A 24,757-nucleotide genomic window follows, 5' to 3' on the forward strand; every position below is an offset into this window, starting at 1 on the left:
CTTAGAGTGCGTGCGTAGCCGGCACTTTGCCACTAAATTTTGCCTTTAGGCACACTTAGAACAGTATCATCTGTTTGTTTCCTGTTTGCTCGCATAATAATAGCTGTACGTCATAAGAATAATCAGAGCAATTGCAAAAAGAAACAGTGCCAAATTAAATTCAATAGTTTCGCCCAGAGAAAATATGGTTCTTACCATGGTGATCAATGTAACAACGATAATAGTTGGAATCAGCACCCACTTTCGTTCAATTGGTTTTCTGTCAGCCATTAGCAACATTAAGGTCCAAGAGAATGCAATGACAGAAAAGAGCCCCATCGGATAAGCAATTTCCTCTAAACCCATCCTTTCCGGTATCCAGGCAAGGATGGCAATAACGAAATCTGCTATTGCGGCGATCCAGTAACTCAACCTCAATAATAGTATCGTTTTTTTCATCATCTGTTCCGTTAGAAGACCTCAAATTCAGAGGCTGTCATGGTGGGATGAAATGAGTAAGTGACTAACACCCCACTCTCCGGAATTTCGAGAGCGAAGCGAGTTAAACTTCCAAGTTCGGTGCTTTACCAGTATGTTTATGTTTTAAATTTATAATATTTTTTAGAATAAATTGATTTTCCTTTGATTTTTTAAAGCCCAATTCCTCCAAGAAAAACACCAAAAAGATAGGCTCCATAGCACTCATTCTGGGTCCGTCCCGAATATTTATTGCATATAATTTTTCAAGGACAAAAGACCTTTTATCTATAAGATTGGAGACGAGGTACGTTCTTAGTGAGTAAACGAAGAACGAGTGTGCCAGCTAAAAATGACACTATCAATTAACACATTCTAACTTCTCATATATTGTTTCATAGCCTTGAGATATAGTATACTCAAGACCTGGATACTTTGCAGCAAAGTAATCAATAATAATTCCCTTAACTTTGTTATAGTTACGAACTTCTAAAAAATTTACTTCTAACTGATAGGCGCCGCTACTATGTCCATCGAATTCACCCAATTTCTTATTTTCTATTATTTCAGCAAGTTCATCAACTATAGCAAGGTGGCTGTTATCCCTAAAGAATGAATTTTCTTGTATCATTACCCATAATTCATTCTCGCCATCTTCTATACCATCTGATTTTCGAAATAATTTTCCAAATATTGTAAACATATTATTCTCTTTAACTATGACGTATGCAAGATTTAAGTAATAAGTGCAACACTCTTACCTTAAAAGGCTTCCAAGGGAGTTAGCCCTCCAAGTACCTTTCTCGGTGTTAGGTTTAACAATAAAATCCTATCCTCTATTTTCTGCTCCGACAGAGATGAGATATCAAATCCCTTGGGCCAGAAGCGCCTGATCCTGCCATTTGTGTTTTCATTGGTTCCACGCTGCCAACTCGCATCTGGCTTGGCAGATTAAATCTCCGCCCCTGTCGCTTCAGAAACTGTTAAATGATCGGCAATTTTCGAACCGTTAGCCAAGGGTAATTGTTCGGACCTCAGGCACTTTCTCAACAACGCTGTCATTACTGAGGCCACCTGATCTTTTGTTTTCTTAGAACTTCGTCGAACCAGTGTGAACCTGCTCATTCGAGCAACAAGTGTCATCAGGTAACCCTTTCTTGCCGTGGACAGCCTCCCTTTCCCAGTCACCAATGCGACTGCGCCTGGCTACAATTGCAGGTCTTTTTGAAATATCCTGTCGCTGAGGTATCAAACGAAGCTCCCGCCAGATGTCTTCTCTTGCCACCTTTCCAACGTTTTTTACCATGCCTTGGCAGTCGACTGAATAACATCCATCCACACGCTTTATCGTTATAAGTTCGTGTGTAGCCAGTACTAGGCATGGGGCCGATTCAGGCGGCAATTCAACTTTCATCCTCTGACTTATTGCTTCAGGAGACCAGCCAGGTGCTAAAGATTCAGAAATAATACGATCAGTTTCCGGAGATCGTTTGTTATGTTTATGGCTTCCTGAGCGTCTTTTGTCGGTAGTTTTTGTGTTGTTTCATACAGTGCAGACCTTGGTTAAGTGTAGGAGCTGACACCATGGACAACTCTCTCGCTTTTCCATCTTCAGTCTGTTGCACCTATTGTACGAATCCAGCACCTTTCGTCATAATAAATTAGCATAAATTATTATAGAGTTATACACTACTATGTAGTGGCTGTTATCGTCAGAGAACTGCAGTTCGTTTATCAGAATGTGAGTATTTCGTTTCTTCACTCTTCAAGATCTCCTTGTATGCCATAATCGCAGATTATGATGAATGCCTTAAAAGGCCAAACCTGAGGAGGACCTATGCCGGTCATAACAATTTCCAGAGGTTCATACAGTCGTGGTAAAGAAGTGGCGGAAAGACTTGCCGGGGAACTCAATTATGAGTGTATATCCCGCGAGATTCTGGTAAGTGCTTCAGACCAGTTTAACACCCCGGAAATTAAGCTAAAAAATGCTCTTCACAATGCTCCCTCAGTGCTGGATCGTTTCAGTAATGGACGGGAGAGATACATAAGCTTTTTCAAGACCTCCTTTCTTTCCTGTATGTCGAGAGGAAATATAATTTACCACGGCTTAGCAGGTCATTTCTTCCTTCAGGATATCCCCCATGTTCTCAAAATCCGGATAAACGCGAAAATGGAAGACCGGATTCAGGAGGAAATGAGAAGGGAGAAAAACAGTTCACCTGAAAAAGTTCTCTACAACCTGAAGAAAGATGATGAAGAACGACGGAAATGGGGGCTTAGCCTCTATGGGAAGGACACATGGGACAGCCGTCTTTATGATATGGTTTTCTGTGTAGATTCGCTAACAGTCGATGACATCGTAGATATTATTATTAAAACAATAGGGAAAAAGCAATTCCAGGAAACACCTGATTCAACAGCTCAATTAAGGATAAAAGCTATGCTCGCCGAGATTGAGTCACAGGTTGTTCAATTGTCTCCCAAAACAAAAGTAACATTATCTGATGACTTTACCATTCAGCTTAGCGCAGTTAATGGGAAGCTGAAAGACTCTGATACCCGTGAACACTTTTTCAGACGGATGAAGGAGCAGTTCAATATTCAGCAGATAGTCTACCAGGAACCCTCTTCAAAAGGACATGTAAACAATTTCCATAATATTGATGCAGGCTAAACCACAAAGACCTGCCTGACAACCGTAACACTCTTACAGGAAGAGCCCCAGCAACTTGATATAATGAATCGATTCAAGGAGGGCCACTTGCCAATCTGCCACGTCTCACACCTGCCTCCTCTCACTTCACACCCCTGATCTTCTCCTTTTCAAGCCGAAGATCAGGGGTAATCAGAAATCAATACATCATTTCACTTCAACCGTTTTACGACTATAGCGCCTGAGCATTCCCTCATCCACCTCAATCCCGAATCCCGGACCGGCCGGCATTGGCGGCAGACTTCCGCCGTAACCAAACTGTTTGAGTGGGCTGACCGGATCCTCATGCAAAAGATGCAGGCCGAAACACCCTTCGGCATACCGAACCTCGGGCACAGCCGCCAATAAAATGAGCTGGGCCGAAGACAGAAGAGAAGTTTCACCAACCTGAGCGCCTACCTGGATGATCATACCAGCCTCTATTGCGCGTTTGCAGCGGTTAAACGCGGCAACCAGCCCACCACACTTGGAAATCCGCACATTGACCGAAGTACAGGCCTCCTGCTCGATAAGTTTTTCCAGCGATTCAGCATCATTAAGGCTTTCATCCACCATTACTTCAAGCCCCGTTTCATTAACGAGCCGCGCCAGACCACCAATATCATCTGCCGCTGTCGGTTGTTCGAACGAGCGAATACCAAACTTTGCCAGCTCCTGCATAACCTCGACCGCCTCATCAATTTCCCAGGCCATATTGGCATCCACCCGGATATCGAACTTGCTGCCCAGAAGCTTTCGGCAAAATCCGGCTGCTTCGACCGCATCTCTTTTTTCTACTTTTAGCTTGGCCTGACGAAAACCATACAATCTATAGACAAGCGCCATTTTTACCGCCTTCCACCCCTTCTCGGCAGAAAGCACAGCACTATAGCGGATGTTATCAGCAGGTAATGCGTTGTTGGTCAGCTTGACCGGTTCAGCAAAAGCTCTACCAAACCCATCGAGCAGGGCAAGATCCACAGCGGCCCAGGCTGCAGTCTGAGGAGTCTCCGGATCAAGCCAATCAACCGGCGCTTTGCCATTGCATTCGGACAGGAAAGGAATCAACTGGGAAAGCGAATCAAACTCCATGCCCAGCAATGCAGGGAGAAGAGTGTCTTGTAACAGTTTAAACGCTCCATCGCGTGTTTCGCCGGTGACATAGGATCTTGGCAGACATTCGCCATAACCGTAGTGCACTCCGGGGGAATCAGCCCCATCACCACTTTCGACAGTACACTTGAGGAAAATACTGGAACTGGTTTTCCTGCTTGCTGCCGCATGCTTGAAAGAGTGTTTAAACGGGATGTCCAGTAAAAACAGTTCGAATGATCGTATTGCAGCCATAATAGTCTTTACGCTAAATTGGAATAACTACTCGCCCACCCTTCCATTCAATGGTGGACAAATTCATCCCGTTCATTCAGCCAGTTGAGAAGGTCTGTAAAAAACCGTTGTCTCTCAGGGCTGTATTCCAGAATGTGCCGGGCATCCTCGTATGTTACCAGCGTCTTATCCGGGTATGGTATCTTGTCGAAGAATTTTTCATTTTTCCGGTTATCACCAATGCGATCTTCACCGGCCAGGGCGACAAAGAGAGGTACTTTGAGCAAGTCTACCTGACGGGTGATAAATTTTCTCGCTTCATTTACCTGATAATAAAAATCTCCCGTTGCTGCCCGCAAGGCAAGGGTGTCACTTTCAATAAACACTTCGTATTCATCCAACTCAGAGAAGAGTTCCGGCTGTAGCATTACCGGCACCAGAAAATCCCGTTCTCCGGATTTACTGAAACCGATCCTCAGGATATCGCTGAAAGGAATACTGGTCCTGGTGTAGAACGCCGGTGTAGTAAGTACCAGCGCCTGCACTTTACCAGGATAAAGATATGCATACACCGTCGCCGGTATCGCACCGAAGCAGTGCCCGACCAGCAAATGTCGATCATAACCATGTCTGGCAAGCGCATATTCGGCGACTTCACTGATTTCTTTCGCCCATAATTTGAAATCTTTGATATCACCACGTGGAGCGGCACTTAGCCCGGAACCGCTTCGATCAAACACATAAACCGGATGGCCACGTTCAGCCAGTAAAGACGCTGATAAAGAAAACCATGCAGAATGACTTTGCAGACCATGGGTAAAAACAACAGGATAGTTTTCTCCCTCTTCACCAAACACCCGCACGGGAATCTGCACATTGTCATCCCGCTCAAGATATATCAATGATGACTGCTCCAGTGCCTCAATATACTCCGCCGGCGCAATGATATTCGAACGCCAGCTTTCCTCGGTGATGGCAGGCGTATCTTTTAAGCCGAGGTTACTCTTACTGCACCCCAACAACGCAATAAGCAGGAACAGGCAGCTGCAGAACTGTATTGCTGCGGGATGTCTTTTTGCCAAGGTGCCGATCATGAACTATATTATCTCAGGTTGATATTGCCCTTTACGCCAGTCAGCCAAGGAGAGACTACCGGTCTGATGGAAGTTGATATTCTCGTATTTTTCCTTATGCGGTAATTTTTTACTATTGTCTAAATCCACCAATTAATCCAGTTATTCGTTTCCAGTGTGTATATGTGTAATCACTCATTACTGAACAGGGCCTATCAGTTCATCTCTATTCTGCTGACAGCAATAACCGCAACCATGCTTATCCATCCGGCCTGTACCATTGCCGCTTTTCCAAACGAGATAGATCATGAGGCGATTCTTCAAAAGAATATTCCCTTTACCGGTGATTTCGATAAAATTCTTGAGCGCAGACTTATCCGCGTCCTTATTCCATACAGCAAAACATACTTTTTCTATGACGGCGCCGAACCTCGCGGGCTCAGCTATGACAGCGCTAAAAAGTTTGAAGCATACGTCAATTCAAAATTGAATAATCCCAGCCTCAGCATCTGGTTAGTTGTGGTACCCACCGCCAGGAAAGACCTTCTGACAAAACTTAATGAGGGATTCGGCGATATTATCATGGGGAATCTCACTATCACTGAAAATCGCCTGGAACAAGTGGATTTCAGTGATCCCTTCATGACAGACGTCAACGAAATCCTGATAACTCCCAAATCATACAAAACTCTGCATAGCGTTGAAGAAATTGCAGGGATTGAAATATATGTCAGGGAATCTTCCAGTTACTATGAGAATCTGCTGAAGCTGAACGAGCAGTTCAAGGAAAAAGGAATTGAACAGATCAATCTCACTATAGCCAACGAGAACTTTGAAGACGAAGACCTGCTGGAGATGGTAAACGCCAACATGATACCGGCAATCGTTATGGACGATCATAAAGCAGATTTCTGGAATGAAATTTTTGATAATATCCGCCTTCATCCCGATGTAAAGGTCGGGACTGAAGGGAACATTGCCTGGGGCATCCGTAAAAACAACCCTGAGCTTAAAAAAATAATCGACGAATTTCTGGCAACCCACAAACGGGGCACGCTCTGGGGAAACATACAGTTTGACCGCTACCTCAAAGACACCAGCTACATTACAGATGCTACCCACGCAGACAACCTGACTAAGTTCATGACGGTTGAGCCTTTTTTCGAAAAATATGGGACGAAATACGACTTTGACCCATTACTCCTCACAGCTCTTGCCTATCAGGAATCACGACTGGACCAGAATGCTATCAGCCTTAAAGGCGCCGTCGGAATCATGCAGATACTGCCTTCGACAGCCAAATCACAAGAAGTGGCTATCGGCAATATCAATACCTTGGAAAACAATATCCACGCAGGCACCAAATACCTGAGGTTCCTGGCAGACAGATATTTTTCCGAGTCTGAGAACATGGACCAGTTCGATCGCTGGCTGATGTGTCTGGCGGCATACAATGCCGGACCTGCCAAGATAATACAACTCCAGAAAGAGGCAGAAAATGAGGGCCTGAACCCGAATATATGGTTTGACAATGTCGAAATTATCGCCTCCAGGCGAATAGGTCGGGAAACTGTACGATATGTTCAGAATATCTTAAAATACTATGTTGCGTACAAAATGCTTACGGACAAGATCAAACGTAAGCGCGGCCTCACTGACGTCAAATGAAATACCAGGACATCCCGGTTACTTTCATACTCAGTACTGGTATAGCCTTGTTGTCTCCGCCACAGCACCTTGAGCTGGCCAAAGCCTATCCTTCTCCTGCAGCCCCTCACAATACAGAGATTTCTTTAATTTTCTCAATACAGGGCCTATACTGACTGTAGTATCAGCACACTAACAGCAGGGGACTCCACCTGTCCCGGCATACTTTCGTTTTCAGGCAGCTTGACGTCGTTCCCTCGCCGCAGATATGCATTTGCCGGATATTGTTTAACGTTCTTTCCTTTTGCCGAGCCAAAGGATTGTTATGGATACACGGGAAACACAACAGTACAACCTGGAGAAAGTTTTTGTAGAAGCAGCTATTCGTATTGCTCTGATCGCTATATTGGCCTTTGCCACAGTTCGCATAGTCACGCCCTTTATTATGCCATTTCTTTGGGGGGTAATTATTGCTGTCGCAGTCGCCCCGCTGATAGAAAAGCTTTCCGCGAAAGCAGCAGGTAAAAGAAAATTTTATGCAACTTTCTTTGCTCTCACGGTGATTACTGCCTTAGTTGTGCCTACGGTTATGCTGGTGGCCGAATCGGTGGAGAGTGTACAGACGTTTTCCGAACAGCTTGAAGAGGGCAACCTGCATATCCCCGCTCCACCCGAAAATATTCGCCAATGGCCGATTATCGGAGAGCCGTCATATTCGGCCTGGAAGCTTGCCTCCACAAATCTTGAATCGGCGCTGAAGCGCTTTAAACCCCAAGTGCGCTCTTTTGCAACCTTCCTGCTTGCCAAGGCAGGTTCAGGGATTCAAGGACTTTTGATGTTTATTCTCTCCATCGCCATCTCAGCGGTGTTACTTGCCACCGCCCCAAAGGGCGCTGTGGTCATGAACAAAGTTGCCAACCGTTTTTTAGGTAACAAAGCCAAAGAAATGGTCCCTCTTGCAACCGCTACAATCAGGGGAGTTATGCAGGGAGTCATCGGCGTCGCTATCATCCAGGCAACGCTTGCTGCTATCGGCATGGTCGCGGCAGGTGTTCCCGCTGCCGGATTCTGGGCGCTCGGTGTTTTGATTCTCGCCGTAATCCAACTACCTGCGGTACTGATACTGGGCCCCATTGCCGCCTGGGTATTTACCTTTACCTCTACCGTACCGGCGGTGGTCTTTCTGATCTGGGCTCTACTGGTCAGCGGTTGCGACAGTCTTCTCAAACCGATCCTCATGGGTCGTGGTGTTAATGCACCCATGATCGTGATCCTCATCGGGGCTCTAGGCGGTATGATTTCTTCTGGCATAATCGGGCTTTTCGTCGGGGCGGTTATCGTCGCAATAAGCTATACCCTGTTCATTGCCTGGGTGAACGATTACGATGAAAACAAATCACCAAAAGACAAGAACGAGCCACAACCAGACAAAGTACAAAAATGATCAGTCATAAAATCATATGGCCGACTCTCTTGTTGCTTATCGCCAACTGCGGTTGCAGTCCACTCGGCCCTGATTTCACAACCCCAGACGCCCCTATAGCTGATCAATGGTATTCCGACCAAAGTAACTATGCCACCCTGAGTCAGCGGGAAGAGTTATCCAGCTGGTGGCAGAAATTCAACGATCCGGTGCTCAGCACCCTGATCACAATGGCGGCAAACCAGAACCTCTCCCTGCAGGTGGCAGGCCTTCGCATTCTTGAGGCGAGAGCAAATCTAGCCAGAGTACGCGGTAATCTCTACCCTCAGCTTCAGGAGGCCAACGGCGAACTCTTAAGGACCGGCATACCGGAGCCCGCTCAAGAGAGATATTTCACGTCACTGGGCGCAGGCCTTGATGTTGCCTGGGAACTTGACTTCTGGGGTAAATTTCGCCGTGCCATTGAATCCGCTGACAGCTCTCTCTTCTCCTCGCTGGCAGACTATGATGATATTCTGGTGAGTTTAACTGCGGAGGTTGCTCAGACCTACATTGATATCAGAACGCTGCAGGAACGAATTGCACTCGCCCAAAAAAATGCCAAATTGCAGCAGGAGTCTCTGCAACTTATCCAAATTCAGCTTGAGGCCGGCGTAGTCACCGAACTTGACCTATTGCAGGCAGAGACACTGCAATCCACCACCCTGGCGACTATCCCCAACCTCAAGTCATCACTTCGCACTGCTCAAAACGGGCTGGCGGTGCTACTTGGCATGCTGCCCGGAGAAATAGAGGGGCTCATTGCGGAACGGGAAGGAATCCCTGAAGTATCTGAAAAAATTGCGATTGGTGCTCCTGCAGAATTATTACGCAGACGACCGGATGTAAAGCGCTCTGAAATGCAGGCCGCCGCCCAAAGCGCTCGTGTGGGTATCGCCATAACGGAACTCTATCCAAGCTTCAGCCTGTTGGGTTCACTTGGTTATTCCACTTCTGACAGTGGCTCAGATAACTTGGGAGATCTCTTCGACTCCGACAATTTCAGTTATACCTTTGGCCCGACTTTTTCATGGAAGCTTTTCCAATACGGCAGACTGAAAAATGATATCCGTATCCAGGATGCCCGGCTACAGCAGGCCATAGTCAGTTATCAGGATACGGTACTCAATGCAGCCCGGGAAGTTGAAAATGCCATGAGCAGCCTGGTTCTGGCCAAAAGAGAGGCCGAATATCTGCAGCAGGGTGTGCTGACCTCACAACGCTCTACAGAACTGTCGACCCTGCAATATACAGAAGGACTTACCGACTATCAGCGCGTACTCGATTCCATCAGGTCGCTCACCCAGAGGCAGGATCAGCACGCCCAGGCAAAGGGACGGATAGGCAGTTTTACCATAGCGCTCTATAAAGCCATGGGCGGAGGGTGGACAGCCGACAACAGGCCTGCCGCAATCTCCCAGCTCAACATCAACGCTATGGAAGTACGAACAGACTGGGGTCAATTTCTCGATAACATCCCTGCAGCCAAGGCAACTCAATGAAACAACACCGCTCAGAAGAGGCGATCAATACCAGCAGCTTTCGAAATCTGCTCGGGTTTCTGCTGATCTATCTCTTTGGTAGTCCCTTTCTCACGCCGTATCCATCGCTTGCGATTTTTGCCCATCTTATGCTCTCGGCCATACTATTTTTCAGCATCTATTCCGTTGCCAAATATAAGCATCACCGCTCAATCGCCATAGCTCTGCTTCCTGTTGTGCTGGTTCTCTATTGGCTCGGAATTTTTGAATTTATCAGACTCAGTAAACATGGCGCCTATGTTATGCAAATCGCCTACTTCGGGCTACTGATCTGGTCGTACGCCGGGCAGCTCAGAAAGACAGAGCGGGTAACTCTTGGAGTACTCTACGCAACCCTCTGCTTCTATCTGATTATGGGGATGTTGTGGGGTTCCGCCTACACACTTATGTATTTGCTGAGCCCCGACTCTTTCAGCGGCGCCCTGCTTGAACAAACAAGTGGAAATCATTTAATTGTTTTCAATTATTTCAGCATGGTCACCCTCACGACACTAGGTTATGGAGATATAACGCCTCAGACTCCCGGTGCCGGTGCATTGTGCCAGATGGAGGCAATTTTCGGGCAATATTTCATCGCTGTGATCATCGCCTGGCTGGTCGGTAACTACGCGGCTGACCGGAGGGAGTCTGGAGATAAGGTTCAAAAGTAAAAATCCTCATTCAGCTCAACAAGATATGACAGACGACAAGCAGAATACAGTTAACGGGCACTCTCAAAAGAGCAATCAGGAGACAGAGGCAACCGCTCCTGCCGAAACCAGCCCATCATCTTCGTCAGTCAATCGCTGGATTAGGGCCGCCATTGTTCTTTGCCTGCTTATCCTTGTCTGTTATGTGCTTGCAGACAAATTCACCCCGTATACAGCCAACGCCAGACTTGAGGCCTTTGTTGTACCGATAGTACCTCAAGTATCAGGACATATAACCGAAGTTACTGTCAGCAATAACTCACGTGTTGAAGAAAAACAAATTCTAGCTGTTGTCGACAGGGCCAACTACAACCTGGCCGTACAAAGGGCCAAGACAGAACTGCAGCAGGCAACCCAAAGCTCAGAAGCCGACGTGGCCGCAGTAACCACAGCCCAGGCAAAAGTTACCGAGGCGGAGGCAAATCTGGCCAACGCCGAGGTAAAAGGGAAGCGGATCATCGGCCTGGCAGCCAAGGGCGCAGCCTCACAATCAAGAGCAGACGATGCACGATCCAGGATTGCTGCCTCAAGAGCAAAGCTTGCCAGCGCCAGGTCGGAACTGAGTAAAGCAAAAAGCCAGCTGGGTTATGCTGGAGAAGATAACGCCAAAGTTCAATCCGCACTCATTGCACTTGAATCTGCCCAGCTTGATCTATCGCGAAGTTACATTCGTGCCCCATCTGAAGGCATAATCACCAACCTGCTCATTGATGTAGGTCATTATGCCAGCATCGGCACGCCGCTGATGACCTTTATCTCCACAAAATTAATCTGGATTCAGGCTAACTTCAGGGAAAACTGCCTGATGAACATCAGACCGGGCAACACGGTTGATATTGTCCTTGATTCGGCACCGGGCCAAATTTTTGAAGGCCGGGTTATGAGCATCGGCTATGGTGTTTCCGACAACGCCGACGATCCCATTGGCGGACTTTCCACTATTCAGCCAAGTCAGGGCTGGCTCCGGCAGGCACAGCATATGCCTGTTCTCATCACCTTCACCGATGACCGGGCCAACGACTATATGCGGGTTGGCGGCCAGGCAAATGTACTGGTCTACACAGGTGATCGGCCAATCCAGAACACTCTGGCCGGTTTCTGGATTCGCTTCATCAGCATACTCTCCCATCTCCATTGACGGCAGATCATGGATAAAGCAAGCCTGACCATATTACGGTTGGCCGTTGGCGTAACAACCTCTGTGGCGATAAGCTACGGGTTCAGTTGGCCCCTCTATTTTATCACCCCGATCTTTACTTTCATGTTCCTCGCCATACCCATGTGGATGGGCGCCAGATCAGCAATCACCCTGCTGTTTCGTCTCGTCTTTGCTCTGTTTTGTGGAATAATCATCAGTGAGTTTTTTCTTAACTACCCCCTGGTCTGTATTCCCCTGTATACAGTTCTGTTTTTTCTCATTTATTATAATGACACACCTGCTTCGCCACCAATGGCAACACTGTTCATGACCCTTGGTGTTACTCTGGTTCCTATCTCAGCCTTTGCCGGAGCAGGTGTAGCTCCGGTAGTTGCCACCTATCTGGTTTTGAACATGGCTGGCGGACTGCTATTGGCAGGATTTTTCCATGGACTCTTATCGACTTCTCCACCAGCTGCTGCCAACTTAAAAGCTGATGCTCGTAGCCAAGCGGTTACAGTGACGGTGCCACACTCTGAACGTATCCGCCTGGCCCTGGTCAGTACCCTGGTTGCATTAGCCGCCGTAATGATCTTCTTCTTCTTCAACCTGGGCCAGTATGCCCTGGCGATGATCTACATCTGCATCATGGCCGGCACACCGAACAAGAACAGTTCGATCAAGACACTAAAAGCTAATGCCACTGCCACCTGCATCGGCGGCATAGCAATCATTGTAAACTATAACTTGCTGGTACTTTGTCCAACCTACATTTTCCTCATCGCTGTTACATTTCTGGCCACCCTGCTCTTTGCCAGAATTATTGTAACCGGTGGGCCGATGGCACCCGCCTTCAGTTCCGGCTTTACTACTTTTCTTGTCCTGCTTGGCAGTTCCACTCAGGTAGATGCCACAGCCAGCGCGAACTTTTATCTGCGTATCGCCCAGGTCCTCTTTGCCGGGCTCTTTACCCTGGTCGCACTCATGATTGTAGAACGCCTGACACGCCCAAAAGCGTTCAGGATACTCGCAACTATTCGCCAACTTCGCAGGTAATCTCAGCCAACCGGAGGGCAGATTACCGGAAATCCCGCCCTTCACCCCTCATTCTGTGCCGATTGGTTTTTTCTGATTTTGCATCTGTTTATCCGCCTTAACTACAGCTATTATTAGCCTTTGCAGAACAACTGCCCCCCCAATGGTGTATTTTCAGCAAACAGGATTGGTACCAAGTTTAAGGAGGAACAAATATGCAGGATTCTCTTCAATTATTGTCTTTATCCAACGTGCTGGCAGCCCGTGAAGTGCTGCGGCCTCTTCTAAGGCCAACCCCATTACGAAGTTATACCAGCCTCAACCGATTCATAGGTACTGAGGTTTATGTAAAACATGAAAATCAAAACCTCACAGGAACATTCAAAATCCGGGGCAGCATGAACCTGATGCATACCCTCAGGCGGAAGTCGTCACCACCAAACGGAGTGATCACCTATTCCACAGGCAATCATGGTATTTCTGTTGCCACCAGCGCACACCAATCTGAGCTCCCGGCAGTTGTAGTGGTACCCGAAGGTTCTAACCCGCTCAAAATGCAAGCCATTAGAGATGCCGGTGCAGAACTTATAGAACACGGCGCTAATTTTGAAGAAGCCGGCCAAAAGGTTAAACAGTTAGAAAATGAACGTGACCTTTACTTGGTCCATCCCGCCAACGAACCTCATCTGATCAATGGCGTCGCAACCGGTTTTTTAGAAATCCTTGAACAGGTGCCGGATCTGGATGTGCTTATCATCCCAATTGGCGCGGGGAGCGAGGCTGCGGCAGCCATCACCGTATGTAAACAGATCCGACCGCAGATTGATATTATAGGGGTCCAGGCCGAAGCTGCGCCTGCAGCGTATTCTTCGTGGCGGGAAAAAACTCTTGTCTCAGCTCCCAACACCACCTTTGCCGGGGGAGTCGCCACCGGCATCGCCTATGAATTACCCTTTATGCTCTATAGGGATCAATTGGCTGATTTCATTCTGCTCTCTGAAGATGAGCTTTACGAGGGAATTGCCCTGGCTGCCCACCATACCAGAAATCTGGCCGAAGGAGCGGGAGCATCGTGCTTGCGGGCGGCGATAAAAATACGTGATCGCATACAGGGCAGGAAGGTTGCCATCCAGATGAGCGGCGGCAATGCAGGGGCAGCTGAACTGAGGCAGGCGATGTCACTCCCCTGCCTGCAAGACGGTGTGGTTGATTAGCACAATTATTTCCAGCGATATAGAGGGTGACTGGCGTCTGTTATTCCCCATCCCGGTTAACAGCCCAAAACAGACGTTCACCACCATAGAATGGTCGCACCGTGCCATATAACTCAGGCACCACCCATTCTTTCTCAGTAAGTGTTATCCGTTTTTCAGGTGGTGAGATCCGGTATCGTTTGCAGGCGTTATCAGAAACAAATGATTGCAATAGATCGAGACATCCTTCCTCCGCAAAGATTTGCGCCAGGAGTGGCAAAGCCACCGGCGCCGTGAAAACACCAGCCGCGCATCCCACACACTCTTTTCTGTGTCTGGGGTGCGGGGCAGAGTCGGAGCCAAACATAATTCTGGGATTGCCTGAAAACACTGCGGATCGTAGCGCCCCACGGTCCCTTGGCGTCTTTGCTATGGGTTTGCAAAACAGATCCGGCTGCATAAAGCCACCGACTACGTCATCGAGCGTGATCATCAGGTGATGAAGAGTGACTGTAGCCGAAACATTGTCATACCTTTCCATAAACTCCACCGAATCCGCGGTGGTAATATGCTCCATAATGATATGCAGCTTCGGGAAGTTGACCGCCAGATCTCTATAGACTTCAATAAATTCCCTTTCCCGATCCATCACGAAGCCACTGGTTTCGCCATGCACCAGGAGCGGAATAGAGAGGTCCTGCATGTGCTGCAGGGTTTCCTCAATTTCTGAGAAATCTGTTACCCCCGCTTCGCTCTGGGTAGTGATGCCGGCCGGGTACAATTTCAGGCCGATCACCTGATCTTTCACCTTTTCAAGCTCAGCCAGCCTGTACGGTCTGAAAAACAGCGTCATATACGGTGTGAACAGCTCCTGCCCACATACTCTTTCAATATCCCTTCGATACTGAGAGAGTTTATGTTCAGAATCCACCGGGGAAATGAGATTTGGCATAACCACCGCACCAGCGAAATCCCTGGCTGTCAGCGGTGCCACACATTGCAGCATCTCACCTTCCCGCAGATGCAGATGCATATCCAGTGGAGAATCAAGAATTATACTCATACAGATGGCCTCTATTGAATGGGCTAAGCCCGTATTTCTTATGAGAAACCAGGGCTCATACCCGGAGCTCTGTCAGTGTTGCTCTATCAATTCTTCTTTATACCATCCGGCATATTTTATGTAACTGTCAGCAATCCGCTCAACTTCACCGGAGATCAGCTCTTGGCTGATATTTTTGACCTTTTTGGCAGGAACACCGGCATATATCGATCCGGATTCTACGTGGGTTCCCTTGGTTATTACCGCACCGGCTGCGATGATCGTGTTGCTCTCCACCACACAGTCATCCATGACGATAGCTCCCATGCCGATCAGTACATTGTCATGGATAGTACAACCGTGAACAATAGCGTTGTGCGCAATGGAAACATTATTGCCGATATTTGTCGGCGACTTCTGGTAGGTACCATGGATTACCGCGCCATCCTGTACGTTCACCTTATTCCCCATACGAATATAGTGAACATCACCTCGAACCACGGTGCTGAACCAGATAGAACAGTTATCGCCCATTATGACATCACCGATGATGGTTGCGTTCTCTGCTATAAAGCAATCCTTACCAAATTGAGGAGTGTGTCCATTTAGTTCTCGAATAATCATGATTTCGCCTTAAATGTGAATATATGCATAAAAAAACGGGTAGAATCCCTAAAGGTCTTCTACCCGTTTGCACTATTTGACCATATTTGTCAAATCAAGCAGCTATCCTGCCGGCGACTGATCATCATCAGCCCATACCTGCTTAAGTGGAACCGGCGGATTCCAAGGCTTAATACTTCGGTCACAATGTTCGTGGAAATTCAGGCTAACCAATTACAGCAAGAGTCGCGCCTTTCACCACACTGTCACCCACACTAAAATTAACCGCATTAATGCTGCCGTCACAAGGTGCAACCAGGGCATTTTCCATCTTCATCGCCTCGAGAATCATAATGGTATCACCCTTTTTCACCGCATCTCCAACCTTCTTCTCAAAGCGTACGACCATCCCGGGCATCGGCGCAGTAAGCAGTGTGCCGTTGACCTCCTGGACCGACTCACCGTTTTTAGGTGCTGCCGCTGCAGTCGGTTTCGGAGCAGCCGCTGCCGGCGCTGGTGCTGCGGCACGTACAGGAGCAGGACCGGATGCAGAAATTACCGGCGCGCCACCAACAGGATCAACATCCACCGTAAAGTACTCGTTGTCGATAAAGACATTGAAAGTCCTGGCAGCCTCTGATTTCTCCGGAGCATTTTCCGGTTTTTCAATTACTTTGCCTGCCTTGGCTTTCTTCACCAGCTCATCGCGCTCTTTCACTTGCTCCATGGTAATCGGCTTGACGCTGTCCGGCACCTCGGCCTTGCCATACTTCCATTCCAGAAACTTCTTTCCGGTAACGGGGAAGATTGCATAGAGAATCTGATCGTCGATATCCTTTGCCAAAGATCCAATTTCTGCTTTCGCCTTCTCAAGCTCTGGCTCAAGCACCTCTGCCGGACGGCTGGTGATTGGCTCCTCACCACGCGGATACCCCTTAAGCGCCTTCTTCTGTAACTCAGGATCAATTGGAACTGCGGTTTTTCCGTACAAACCGTAGCAAAGATCTTTTACCTGACCGGTGATCATCTTATACCGTTCTTCCGGGGTATCGTGCAGTACGTTATTTACAGTCTGCACACCAACGATCTGACTGGTCGGGGTAACCAGCGGAATCTGTCCAAGCTCTTTACGTACTCTCGGCAGCTCTTTGTACACCTCGTCGATCTTATCGAGCGCATCCATCTCCCGCAGCTGGTTCACCAGGTTAGAGAGCATACCTCCCGGAGTCTGATGCAGGAGAACGTTGATATCGATAATGGACATTTTTGAATCGTCCAGCAGATGCTTGTACTTGGGCATTACCTCTTTTTCGAGGATTTCATTAATTACAGCCAGTTTCTTGATATCAAAGCCGGTGTCACGGTTAGTACCCAGAAGTGTCATAACCAGTGGTTCCAACGCTGCGTGGGATGTACGGTAGGCATACGGGGTCATAACAGTATCGATAATATCAACACCCGCCTCAATTGCCTTGAGGTGCGTCATCGGCGACATACCGGAGGTAAAGTGGCTGTGCAGGTGAATCGGCGCCGTGACGTGTTTCTTCAGTTCCTTGATCAGGGCATAGGCATCATACGGGGACATCAGCCCTGCCATATCTTTCAGGCAGATAGAATCGGCACCCATCTCTTCCAGGTCGCGGGCCTTCTTCACATAATATTCGATATTGTACACTTCACCACCCAGACGGGGTGCGGTAAGAGTGTAGCAGATACAACCCTGGAAGTGCTTACCGCACTTTTTGATCTGCTTAACTACAGTCTCAAAGTTACGGTAGTCATTCAAGGCGTCGAAGGTACGGAACACGTCCATGCCGTTTTCCGCAGCCCTGTCGACAAAAGCATAGGCAAGGTCATCAGCATAATTCCGGTACCCCACCAGATTTTGCGCCCTAAGCAGCATGGAGAACGGGGTCTTCTTAATATACTTCTTCAAAGTACGCAGACGCTGCCATGGATCTTCATTCAGGAAACGATGCATGGTATCGAAAGTCGCCCCGCCCCAGGTCTCGATGGCCCAGAAGCCTACCTCGTCCATGAGTTCTGCGACCGGGATCATATCTTCAGTACGCCCTCTGGTTGCAAACAGGGACTGATGTCCGTCACGCAGGGAAAGATCCATGATTTTCACAGGATTCTTTGCCGCCGGACGGTCAGCATCGTAATTCATTGCGGTCATTCTTACCTTGTCGCTCATTGTGCTGTCTCCTCTACTCATCTCAGTAGCCCTACCGAACTACCGTGAAATTCTGCAACCCCGCGCTGCCCTTTCCCTGCTTCTTCGATTCACTCTACTTTTTAAGCAGGTCACCATCAGCCGAGGCCGGCAATTTTATCGAAAACGATCAAAAACCCGTAACTGGACCAGGCGGCGCATAGCCATCATTTCCTGCCTGCCGCTGAAACTCCATTGACTGATCCCGACCTCAGAGGACACGGATGGCACTGCCGAGGCCTGCTGCACAGCTGCCTCTTCCTCCTGCATGTAGGCGCTCACAGCAGCCAAAGCCGCTGCCATCTTTTTCTTCTTATCTGCCATCTGTTCACCCTTTTATTTCGTTCATCAAACAAACTCTTCCGGGAGCCTGTCGGTGTTTGCAGATTTTTCCCCAAGCTAAGGCATCAAGTGAAAATTAGACTGACCCGTATAACCCAATATCTACGTCTCACTCCGCTCGCTTATCTGCGAGCGGTCATTCTCCCTCGATGCCGAAGATTAGGAGAAAAAAAGCACCCTTCGACAACTACCTTTTGTGGGTAATCAGCCATATACCTCATACTCGGTCTGCTTACCGAGCAGGCTGTCAATTTCACCCTGGATTGACGCCCTGTCCGGGTTAGTAATCCAGGCGTTCCAGTCGTCCAGAGAGCGCCAGGTTGAAATCACCACACACTCACCCTCTTTGTCCATGCGTCGTAAAGTCTCACCGGAGACATAACCGGGCTGGTTCAGCGTAAGGGTACGAAGCTGTTTCAGCAGGTTTATCAATTCAACAAGACTTGCATCGGCTACCTTACGTTTAATAAAAACCTTTACCATATCTTGATCTCCCTGATGTATTACCTGATAATCGCGGGCATCCCAATCTCGTTTCCATACGAAAACAAGTCTATAGAGGAATATTCCCGTGCTTTTTCATAGGATTGGTATCCCGCTTATTCTGAAGCAACTGTAAAGCTCTGACAATACGCTCGCGTGTTCTGGCAGGTTCGATGATGTCATCGATATAACCGCGCTCGGCTGCAACATATGGGTTAGCGACAGTATTCTGGTACTCCTGCTCCTTTTCGGAAAGAAACTTCACCGGATCGTCTGTACTGTTGGCCTGCCGGCCGTACAGTACACCAACTGCGCCTTTCGCGCCCATTACAGCTATTTCTGCAGTCGGCCAGGCATAATTGATATCACCGCGAAGATGCTTGGAAGACATTACACAATAGGCGCCACCATACGCTTTTCTGGTGATGACCGTAACCTTGGGAATTGTGGCTTCGGCAAAGGCATACAGAATTTTCGCACCGTTTCTGATCACCCCGCCATACTCCTGAACGGTACCTGGCAGAAAGCCCGGCACATCGACAAAAGTGACGATGGGAATATTGAAACAGTCGCAAAAGCGGACAAAACGGGCACCTTTCACGGAAGAATCAATATCGAGAACCCCGGAAAGATGTGCCGGCTGGTTGGCAACCACACCCACACTCATGCCGTTATACCTGGCGAAGCCAACGATGATATTGGGGGCGAAATCTGCTTTCACCTCGAGGAAATTGCCGTCATCCACGGTGTTCAGGATTATCTCCTTCATGTCGTAGGCGGCATTGGGGTTTTCCGGAATAATCCCGTTCAACTCCTTCGTCGGACGTCCCGGAGGATCTTCACATGGAATAACCGGAGCGCTCTCCATGTTGTTTTGCGGCATGAAAGAAAGCAGTCCCTTGATATATTCAATCGCCTCAGCCTCGGAAGGCGCAGCGTAATCAGAAACACCGCTTCTGCTGGCATGCATTGCTGCACCGCCAAGCTCTTCAACCGTGACATCTTCATGGGTCACAGACTTCACCACTTTCGGCCCGGTCAGAAACATATATGACTGGTTCTGGACCATGGTTATGAAATCAGTCAGCGCCGGGGAGTAGACTGCGCCTCCTGCACATGGGCCGAAAATGGCAGAAATCTGCGGTACCACACCAGATGCCATTACGTTTCGCTGGAAAATTTCTGTATAGCCGGCAAGGCTCTCTATGCCTTCCTGGATGCGGGCGCCACCTGAATCATTTAGGCCTATGACAGGTGCCCCGTTTTTCATGGCAAGATCCATTATCTTGCAGATCTTTTCAGCAAAGGTCTCGCTAAGAGAGCCACCAAGCACGGTGAAATCCTGGGCAAACACATACACTACCCGGCCGTTCACTGTGCCATACCCGGTAACCACACCATCACCCGGATAGACCTGGTCCTCCATGCCGAAATCCCTGCATCTGTGGGTCTTGAACATGTCGAATTCTTCGAAGCTACCCGGGTCGAGCAACATATTAATCCTCTCCCGGGCTGTCATACTGCCTTTGGCGTGCTGCTTGTCTATTCTCTCCTGACCACCACCAAGACTCGCCTTTTGCCGCAGCTCCATCAATTGGTTGAGTCTATCACCTGTATCCATGCTGTCTCCTTGCACTGAAATTCTGCTGACAATCCTCTGCACTACAGACAAACATCTGACCCTGTCCTGTATCTGCTCAGCCTGTTATGAAAACGCCTCCTTACAAAGACGCCCCAAATGCCCCAGATCCTTACAGACGTAGATTCCACCCTCTTCCATAGCAGCTATTTTTGCTTCTGCTGTACCTTTTCCTCCACTGACGATCGCACCGGCATGCCCCATACGCCTACCTGGAGGTGCAGTCAGACCTGCAATAAAACCCACCACCGGTTTCTCCATGTTGGCCTTGATCCAGGCAGAAGCGTCCTCTTCAGCGGAGCCGCCTATTTCACCTACCATTACTACTGCGGTAGTCTCATTATCTTTGTTAAACTCCTCGAGACAATCGATAAATCCTGTTCCGTTCACCGGGTCACCACCAATACCTACACAGGTGGTCTGTCCCAGACCGACTTCGGTAAGCTGGTGAACGACTTCATAGGTCAGGGTTCCTGAACGGGAAACGACCCCGACCGGACCACCAGCTGTATGAATCGCACCCGGCATAATACCTATTTTGCACTGGCCAGGAGTGATAATTCCAGGGCAGTTAGGACCGATGAGCCTGCTGTTTGTCTGAGCCAGATAGTTCTTTACCTTGAGCATATCCATTACCGGCACGCCCTCTGTGATACAAACGATCAGCTCTATGCCCGCATCTGCTGCCTCGAGGATAGCGTCTGCGGCAAATGGCGGGGGTACAAAAATCATGGTGGCGTTGGCGCCTGTCGCTTTGCGTCCTTCGGCAACAGTGTTGTACACCGGTACATCATCCATTTTTTGACCGCCTTTACCCGGAGTAACACCGGCTACGACGTTTGTTCCATATTCAATGCATTGTCTGGTGTGAAACTGCCCTTCTTTACCCGTTATGCCCTGCACCAGTAGACGGGTTGTATTATCAATAAAAATGCTCATGTCGCACCTTCACTTTGTTATGGTCATTACAGTTAGGCCACGATCCCAGCAACCTTGCCTGCAGCATCAGCCAGGTTAGTTGCATTAATCAGATTCAACCCGGATTCAGCAAGAATACGCCTGCCCTCTTCCACGTTGGTTCCTTCCATACGCACCACTACCGGCACATTCAGTTCTACCTTCTGGGCTGCCTGGACAACTCCCTGGGCCAAAACGTCACAGCGGAGAATGCCGCCAAAAATATTGATCAGGATGCCTTTTACATTCTTATCGCTTAAGATGATTCTGAAGCCATTCTCAACCATCTCTGCACTGGCCCCACCACCGACATCAAGAAAGTTGGCAGGGTTGGCCCCGGCCTGCTTGATGATATCCATAGTCGCCATAGCGAGACCGGCGCCATTGACCATATTGCCGACATTGCCGTCAAGCTTGATATAATTGAGATTGTACTGCGCAGCTTCCGCCTCGGTCGGATCATCCTCGAACGGGTCATGCATCTCTTTGACATCCGGATGACGATATACCGCGTTTGAGTCGATATCCATCTTGGCATCGAGGGCAATCACTTCGTTGTCTTCCGTCACTATCAAAGGATTGATTTCAACCATTGAGCAGTCATAATCAACAAACAGGCTGTAGAGATTTTTCAGAATCTGCCCGAAGGGCTTCATCAATTCCTTCTCCAGCTCGAGACCAAACATCACCTCGCGCAAGTGATAGCCCTGTATTCCAATCAATGGATTGATAAAAACTTTGATAATGCGGTCGGGAGTGGATTCTGCCACCTCTTCAATATCCATACCGCCATCCTGACTCGCAACTATGGCAATGGAGGCTGTCTCCCTGTCTGGAATAATTGAGAGATACATCTCTTTTTTAATGCTTACACCTTTTTCTATGAGCAGTTTTCTTACCAATTGCCCAGAGGGTCCGGTCTGCTTGGTCACCAGCGTCATACCGAGGATATCCCCAGCTGCTGCTGTTAACTCATCCTGGGTTCTCGCGAGACGAACCCCACCACCTTTTCCTCTACCACCTGCATGAATCTGTGCTTTAACAGCAACCGGCAGGCCAAGTTCCGAGACAATTTTCTCTACCTGAGCAACTTCTTCAGCCACTCCTCCCTGCGGTGTGGGAACTTTGTATTTACGGAACAGTTCTTTGGCCTGATATTCATGAATCTTCATAAATACCCCCTCTGGGATACAACCGGCTCCCTCCCTCTCCAGGGGAGCCGGTTGTATCTATGGAAATAGTGAGATTTCAGCTATGGAACATAGCTGCTTGCTTGAAACTAAGCCTTTGGATAACCTATAGTTTTCAAGGTCTCGGTGATCTCGTCAAGAATTGCCGGATCATCGATGGTCGAAGGCATGTTGTACTCTTTGTTATTGGCGATTGCGCGCATGGTTCCACGTAGAATCTTGCCGGAGCGTGTCTTCGGCAAACGTGCAACCTGTGCTGAATCACGGAAGCAGGCAATCGGTCCGATCTGATCACGAACCATCTGTACCAGCTCTTTCTTGATATCTTCCTCCTTCCTGTCAACTCCAGCCTTCAACACAAAGAGTCCGACAGGCAGTTGGCCTTTCATGGTGTCGTGGGTTCCGAATACGGCACATTCTGCAACGTCTGGATGGGCGGAAATTACTTCTTCCATGGCACCGGTGGACAGGCGGTGACCAGCAATATTAATAACATCATCCATACGTCCCATGACGTAGACATAACCTTCTTCATCCATAAAACCGCCATCACTGGTCTCATAGTAACCAGGGAAATTGGTCATATACGACTTGACGAAGCGTTCCTCGTTGCGCCACAAGGTGGTGAGGGTGCCTGGAGGCAGAGGAAGCTTAACGACAATATTACCTTCGGTATTAGGAGGTACCGGCTGGCAGTCGTTGTCTACGACCTGCACATCCCAGCCCGGCATAGCTTTGGTCGGAGAACCAACCTTAACAGGCAGCTCCTCAATACCACGGCAGTTGCCGACGATGGCCCAGCCAGTTTCTGTTTGCCACCAGTGATCTATAACAGGTACACCCAGCATATCTTTTGCCCAGTTCAGAGTATCAGGGTCTGTACGCTCGCCTGCCAGATAAAGGCACTCGAAAGAAGATACGTCATATTTCTTGTACAGCTCGCCGTTAGGATCTTCTTTCTTGATTGCCCGAAAGGCGGTAGGTGCGGTGAACAGGGCTTTGACCTTATGCTCAGAAATGACACGCCAGAATGCACCGGCATCCGGTGTTCCCACAGGTTTACCCTCATAGAAAACTGAGGTTGCTCCATAAATCAGAGGGGCATAGACGATGTAGGAATGACCTACGACCCAGCCTACGTCGGATGCCGACCACCAAACCTCGCCCGGATTAATATCATAGAGCGCCTTCATGGTGTAATGCAGGGCTACCGCATGACCACCATTATCTCTCAAGACACCTTTCGGCATACCTGTGGTGCCGGAAGTATAGAGAATATAAAGTGGATCGGTAGCATCAAGCTCAACACAATCAGCCGGTTTGGCATCTTTCACGAAGTCCTGCCAATCGATATCCTTGCCTTCTGTCATCTCGGCAGTGATAAAATCACGCTGAAACAGCACCACGGTCTCGACCTTATGGGTCGATTGCTCAATTGCAGCATCTACCAATGGCTTGTATGCCAGTTTTTTAGCGCCTTCAAGGGCACCTGAAGCAGTTATGATCAGCTTGGGTTGAGCATGATCGATACGAATTGCCAGTTCATGGGCCGCAAAACCTCCGAAGACTACAGAGTGGATCGCGCCAATTCGGGCACATGCCAGCATGGCAACAGCCGCTTCAGGGATCATCGGCATATAGATGATGACGGTATCCCCTTTAGTTACCCCTTGGGCCTGCAGTGCACCTGCGAAATTAGCCACCTGCTCTTGCAGCTCTTTGTAAGTGATTTTGCGGATGGTGTCGGTGACAGGGCTGTCATAAATGATTGCAGTCTGATCTGCCCGACCGTTCTCCACATGACGATCGACAGCGTTGTAGCAGGTGTTCATTTTCCCGCCGGAGAACCACTTGTAAAACGGTGGATTTGATGAATCAAGTACTTTGTCGCACCACCTATACCAGGTGATACCTTTTGCAGCTTCTGCCCAAAACTCTTCTGGGTTGTTGATACTACTTTGAAAAACTGCATCAAAACTAGTCATAATCACTCCCCTTTTGGTCTGATGTTTTGTCCACCTGTCCACCCTA

21 protein-coding genes are annotated in these 24,757 nt (G+C 48.5%); 8 read left to right on the plus strand and 13 right to left on the minus strand.

Going from position 1 to position 24,757, the window contains the following annotated elements; translation table 11 throughout:
• Window positions 1–66 precede the first annotated feature (66 nt).
• Together FCL45_RS18105 and FCL45_RS18110 are read right to left on the minus strand one after the other, a co-directional pair.
• On the minus strand, window positions 67–441 hold the full coding sequence (locus tag FCL45_RS18105) for a hypothetical protein (protein ID WP_136798481.1): 375 nt from the start codon (window positions 439–441) through the stop codon (window positions 67–69).
• A 376-nt stretch (window positions 442–817) separates the two neighbouring features.
• Window positions 818–1,159, minus strand: a complete 342-nt coding sequence (locus tag FCL45_RS18110; protein ID WP_136798482.1) for a hypothetical protein — start codon at window positions 1,157–1,159, stop codon at window positions 818–820.
• Window positions 1,160–2,293: 1,134 nt separating this feature from the next.
• Between FCL45_RS18110 and FCL45_RS18115 the strand changes: the two genes are divergently transcribed.
• Window positions 2,294–3,133, plus strand: a complete 840-nt coding sequence (locus FCL45_RS18115; RefSeq protein ID WP_136798483.1) for a cytidylate kinase-like family protein — start codon at window positions 2,294–2,296, stop codon at window positions 3,131–3,133.
• A 186-nt stretch (window positions 3,134–3,319) separates the two neighbouring features.
• Here the strand turns inward: FCL45_RS18115 and FCL45_RS18120 are convergent, their stop codons facing one another.
• Together FCL45_RS18120 and FCL45_RS18125 are read right to left on the minus strand one after the other, a co-directional pair.
• Window positions 3,320–4,498 carry a mandelate racemase/muconate lactonizing enzyme family protein gene (locus FCL45_RS18120; RefSeq protein ID WP_136798484.1) on the minus strand — a complete coding sequence of 393 codons (1,179 nt, stop codon included), beginning with the start codon at window positions 4,496–4,498 and terminating at the stop codon, window positions 3,320–3,322.
• 47 nt (window positions 4,499–4,545) lie between these two features.
• On the minus strand, window positions 4,546–5,571 hold the full coding sequence (locus tag FCL45_RS18125; protein WP_136798485.1) for an alpha/beta fold hydrolase: 1,026 nt from the start codon (window positions 5,569–5,571) through the stop codon (window positions 4,546–4,548).
• Window positions 5,572–5,733: 162 nt separating this feature from the next.
• On the opposite strand from FCL45_RS18125, the gene FCL45_RS18130 reads away from it, so the two are divergent.
• The 7 genes from FCL45_RS18130 to FCL45_RS18160 all read left to right on the plus strand — a co-directional run bounded on the left by FCL45_RS18130 (window position 5,734) and on the right by FCL45_RS18160 (window position 14,276).
• Complete coding sequence (locus FCL45_RS18130; protein ID WP_136798486.1) at window positions 5,734–7,218, plus strand: MltF family protein; 1,485 nt, start codon at window positions 5,734–5,736, stop codon at window positions 7,216–7,218.
• Between the two features lie 304 nt (window positions 7,219–7,522).
• A complete protein-coding gene (locus FCL45_RS18135; protein WP_136798487.1) occupies window positions 7,523–8,641 on the plus strand; it encodes an AI-2E family transporter in 1,119 nt (372 codons plus the stop codon).
• Window positions 8,638–10,161, plus strand: coding sequence for an efflux transporter outer membrane subunit (locus tag FCL45_RS18140; RefSeq protein WP_136798488.1), 1,524 nt, complete (start codon window positions 8,638–8,640; stop codon window positions 10,159–10,161). Before FCL45_RS18135 ends, FCL45_RS18140 begins: the two co-directional genes overlap by 4 nt.
• Window positions 10,158–10,850 carry a potassium channel family protein gene (locus FCL45_RS18145; protein WP_136798489.1) on the plus strand — a complete coding sequence of 231 codons (693 nt, stop codon included), beginning with the start codon at window positions 10,158–10,160 and terminating at the stop codon, window positions 10,848–10,850. Before FCL45_RS18140 ends, FCL45_RS18145 begins: the two co-directional genes overlap by 4 nt.
• Window positions 10,851–10,875: 25 nt before the next feature.
• Window positions 10,876–12,027, plus strand: coding sequence for an HlyD family secretion protein (locus FCL45_RS18150; RefSeq protein WP_136798490.1), 1,152 nt, complete (start codon window positions 10,876–10,878; stop codon window positions 12,025–12,027).
• A 9-nt stretch (window positions 12,028–12,036) separates the two neighbouring features.
• Complete coding sequence (locus tag FCL45_RS18155; protein ID WP_136798491.1) at window positions 12,037–13,083, plus strand: DUF2955 domain-containing protein; 1,047 nt, start codon at window positions 12,037–12,039, stop codon at window positions 13,081–13,083.
• A 194-nt stretch (window positions 13,084–13,277) separates the two neighbouring features.
• Window positions 13,278–14,276, plus strand: a complete 999-nt coding sequence (locus tag FCL45_RS18160) for a threonine ammonia-lyase (RefSeq protein ID WP_136798492.1) — start codon at window positions 13,278–13,280, stop codon at window positions 14,274–14,276.
• 40 nt (window positions 14,277–14,316) lie between these two features.
• Here the strand turns inward: FCL45_RS18160 and pyrC are convergent, their stop codons facing one another.
• The 9 genes from pyrC to FCL45_RS18205 all read right to left on the minus strand — a co-directional run bounded on the left by pyrC (window position 14,317) and on the right by FCL45_RS18205 (window position 24,711).
• Window positions 14,317–15,318: a dihydroorotase gene (gene pyrC, locus FCL45_RS18165; RefSeq protein WP_136798493.1), complete on the minus strand. Its 1,002-nt coding sequence runs from the start codon at window positions 15,316–15,318 to the stop codon at window positions 14,317–14,319.
• Between the two features lie 72 nt (window positions 15,319–15,390).
• Window positions 15,391–15,921: a gamma carbonic anhydrase family protein gene (locus tag FCL45_RS18170; RefSeq protein WP_136798494.1), complete on the minus strand. Its 531-nt coding sequence runs from the start codon at window positions 15,919–15,921 to the stop codon at window positions 15,391–15,393.
• Window positions 15,922–16,126: 205 nt separating this feature from the next.
• Entirely contained in the window at window positions 16,127–18,097 is a 1,971-nt protein-coding gene (locus FCL45_RS18175) for a pyruvate carboxylase subunit B (RefSeq protein ID WP_136798495.1), read from the minus strand.
• Between the two features lie 135 nt (window positions 18,098–18,232).
• Window positions 18,233–18,439 carry a DUF8022 family protein gene (locus FCL45_RS18180; protein ID WP_136798496.1) on the minus strand — a complete coding sequence of 69 codons (207 nt, stop codon included), beginning with the start codon at window positions 18,437–18,439 and terminating at the stop codon, window positions 18,233–18,235.
• Between the two features lie 222 nt (window positions 18,440–18,661).
• Window positions 18,662–18,940: an antibiotic biosynthesis monooxygenase family protein gene (locus tag FCL45_RS18185; RefSeq protein ID WP_136798497.1), complete on the minus strand. Its 279-nt coding sequence runs from the start codon at window positions 18,938–18,940 to the stop codon at window positions 18,662–18,664.
• Window positions 18,941–19,010: 70 nt separating this feature from the next.
• Window positions 19,011–20,561, minus strand: coding sequence for an acyl-CoA carboxylase subunit beta (locus tag FCL45_RS18190; protein ID WP_136798498.1), 1,551 nt, complete (start codon window positions 20,559–20,561; stop codon window positions 19,011–19,013).
• Window positions 20,562–20,645: 84 nt separating this feature from the next.
• Complete coding sequence (gene sucD, locus FCL45_RS18195) at window positions 20,646–21,518, minus strand: succinate--CoA ligase subunit alpha (RefSeq protein ID WP_136798499.1); 873 nt, start codon at window positions 21,516–21,518, stop codon at window positions 20,646–20,648.
• 32 nt (window positions 21,519–21,550) lie between these two features.
• Window positions 21,551–22,708 (minus strand): ADP-forming succinate--CoA ligase subunit beta, encoded by a 1,158-nt coding sequence (gene sucC / locus FCL45_RS18200; protein WP_136798500.1) that lies wholly within the window; start codon window positions 22,706–22,708, stop codon window positions 21,551–21,553.
• Window positions 22,709–22,815: 107 nt separating this feature from the next.
• Window positions 22,816–24,711: a propionyl-CoA synthetase gene (locus FCL45_RS18205; RefSeq protein ID WP_136798501.1), complete on the minus strand. Its 1,896-nt coding sequence runs from the start codon at window positions 24,709–24,711 to the stop codon at window positions 22,816–22,818.
• Window positions 24,712–24,757 lie beyond the last annotated feature (46 nt).

It is taken from the genome of Desulfosediminicola ganghwensis (assembly GCF_005116675.2).
In the GTDB taxonomy this organism is placed as follows: domain Bacteria; phylum Desulfobacterota; class Desulfobulbia; order Desulfobulbales; family Desulfocapsaceae; genus Desulfopila; species Desulfopila ganghwensis.

Coding starts and splice junctions, on each gene's coding strand:
- FCL45_RS18105 (WP_136798481.1), bottom strand. CDS start 441: ATGATGAAAAAAACGATACTATTATTGAGGTTGAGTTACTGGATCGCC.
- FCL45_RS18110 (WP_136798482.1), bottom strand. CDS start 1,159: ATGTTTACAATATTTGGAAAATTATTTCGAAAATCAGATGGTATAGAA.
- FCL45_RS18115 (WP_136798483.1), top strand. CDS start 2,294: ATGCCGGTCATAACAATTTCCAGAGGTTCATACAGTCGTGGTAAAGAA.
- FCL45_RS18120 (WP_136798484.1), bottom strand. CDS start 4,498: ATGGCTGCAATACGATCATTCGAACTGTTTTTACTGGACATCCCGTTT.
- FCL45_RS18125 (WP_136798485.1), bottom strand. CDS start 5,571: ATGATCGGCACCTTGGCAAAAAGACATCCCGCAGCAATACAGTTCTGC.
- FCL45_RS18130 (WP_136798486.1), top strand. CDS start 5,734: ATGTGTAATCACTCATTACTGAACAGGGCCTATCAGTTCATCTCTATT.
- FCL45_RS18135 (WP_136798487.1), top strand. CDS start 7,523: ATGGATACACGGGAAACACAACAGTACAACCTGGAGAAAGTTTTTGTA.
- FCL45_RS18140 (WP_136798488.1), top strand. CDS start 8,638: ATGATCAGTCATAAAATCATATGGCCGACTCTCTTGTTGCTTATCGCC.
- FCL45_RS18145 (WP_136798489.1), top strand. CDS start 10,158: ATGAAACAACACCGCTCAGAAGAGGCGATCAATACCAGCAGCTTTCGA.
- FCL45_RS18150 (WP_136798490.1), top strand. CDS start 10,876: ATGACAGACGACAAGCAGAATACAGTTAACGGGCACTCTCAAAAGAGC.
- FCL45_RS18155 (WP_136798491.1), top strand. CDS start 12,037: ATGGATAAAGCAAGCCTGACCATATTACGGTTGGCCGTTGGCGTAACA.
- FCL45_RS18160 (WP_136798492.1), top strand. CDS start 13,278: ATGCAGGATTCTCTTCAATTATTGTCTTTATCCAACGTGCTGGCAGCC.
- pyrC (WP_136798493.1), bottom strand. CDS start 15,318: ATGAGTATAATTCTTGATTCTCCACTGGATATGCATCTGCATCTGCGG.
- FCL45_RS18170 (WP_136798494.1), bottom strand. CDS start 15,921: ATGATTATTCGAGAACTAAATGGACACACTCCTCAATTTGGTAAGGAT.
- FCL45_RS18175 (WP_136798495.1), bottom strand. CDS start 18,097: ATGAGCGACAAGGTAAGAATGACCGCAATGAATTACGATGCTGACCGT.
- FCL45_RS18180 (WP_136798496.1), bottom strand. CDS start 18,439: ATGGCAGATAAGAAGAAAAAGATGGCAGCGGCTTTGGCTGCTGTGAGC.
- FCL45_RS18185 (WP_136798497.1), bottom strand. CDS start 18,940: ATGGTAAAGGTTTTTATTAAACGTAAGGTAGCCGATGCAAGTCTTGTT.
- FCL45_RS18190 (WP_136798498.1), bottom strand. CDS start 20,561: ATGGATACAGGTGATAGACTCAACCAATTGATGGAGCTGCGGCAAAAG.
- sucD (WP_136798499.1), bottom strand. CDS start 21,518: ATGAGCATTTTTATTGATAATACAACCCGTCTACTGGTGCAGGGCATA.
- sucC (WP_136798500.1), bottom strand. CDS start 22,708: ATGAAGATTCATGAATATCAGGCCAAAGAACTGTTCCGTAAATACAAA.
- FCL45_RS18205 (WP_136798501.1), bottom strand. CDS start 24,711: ATGACTAGTTTTGATGCAGTTTTTCAAAGTAGTATCAACAACCCAGAA.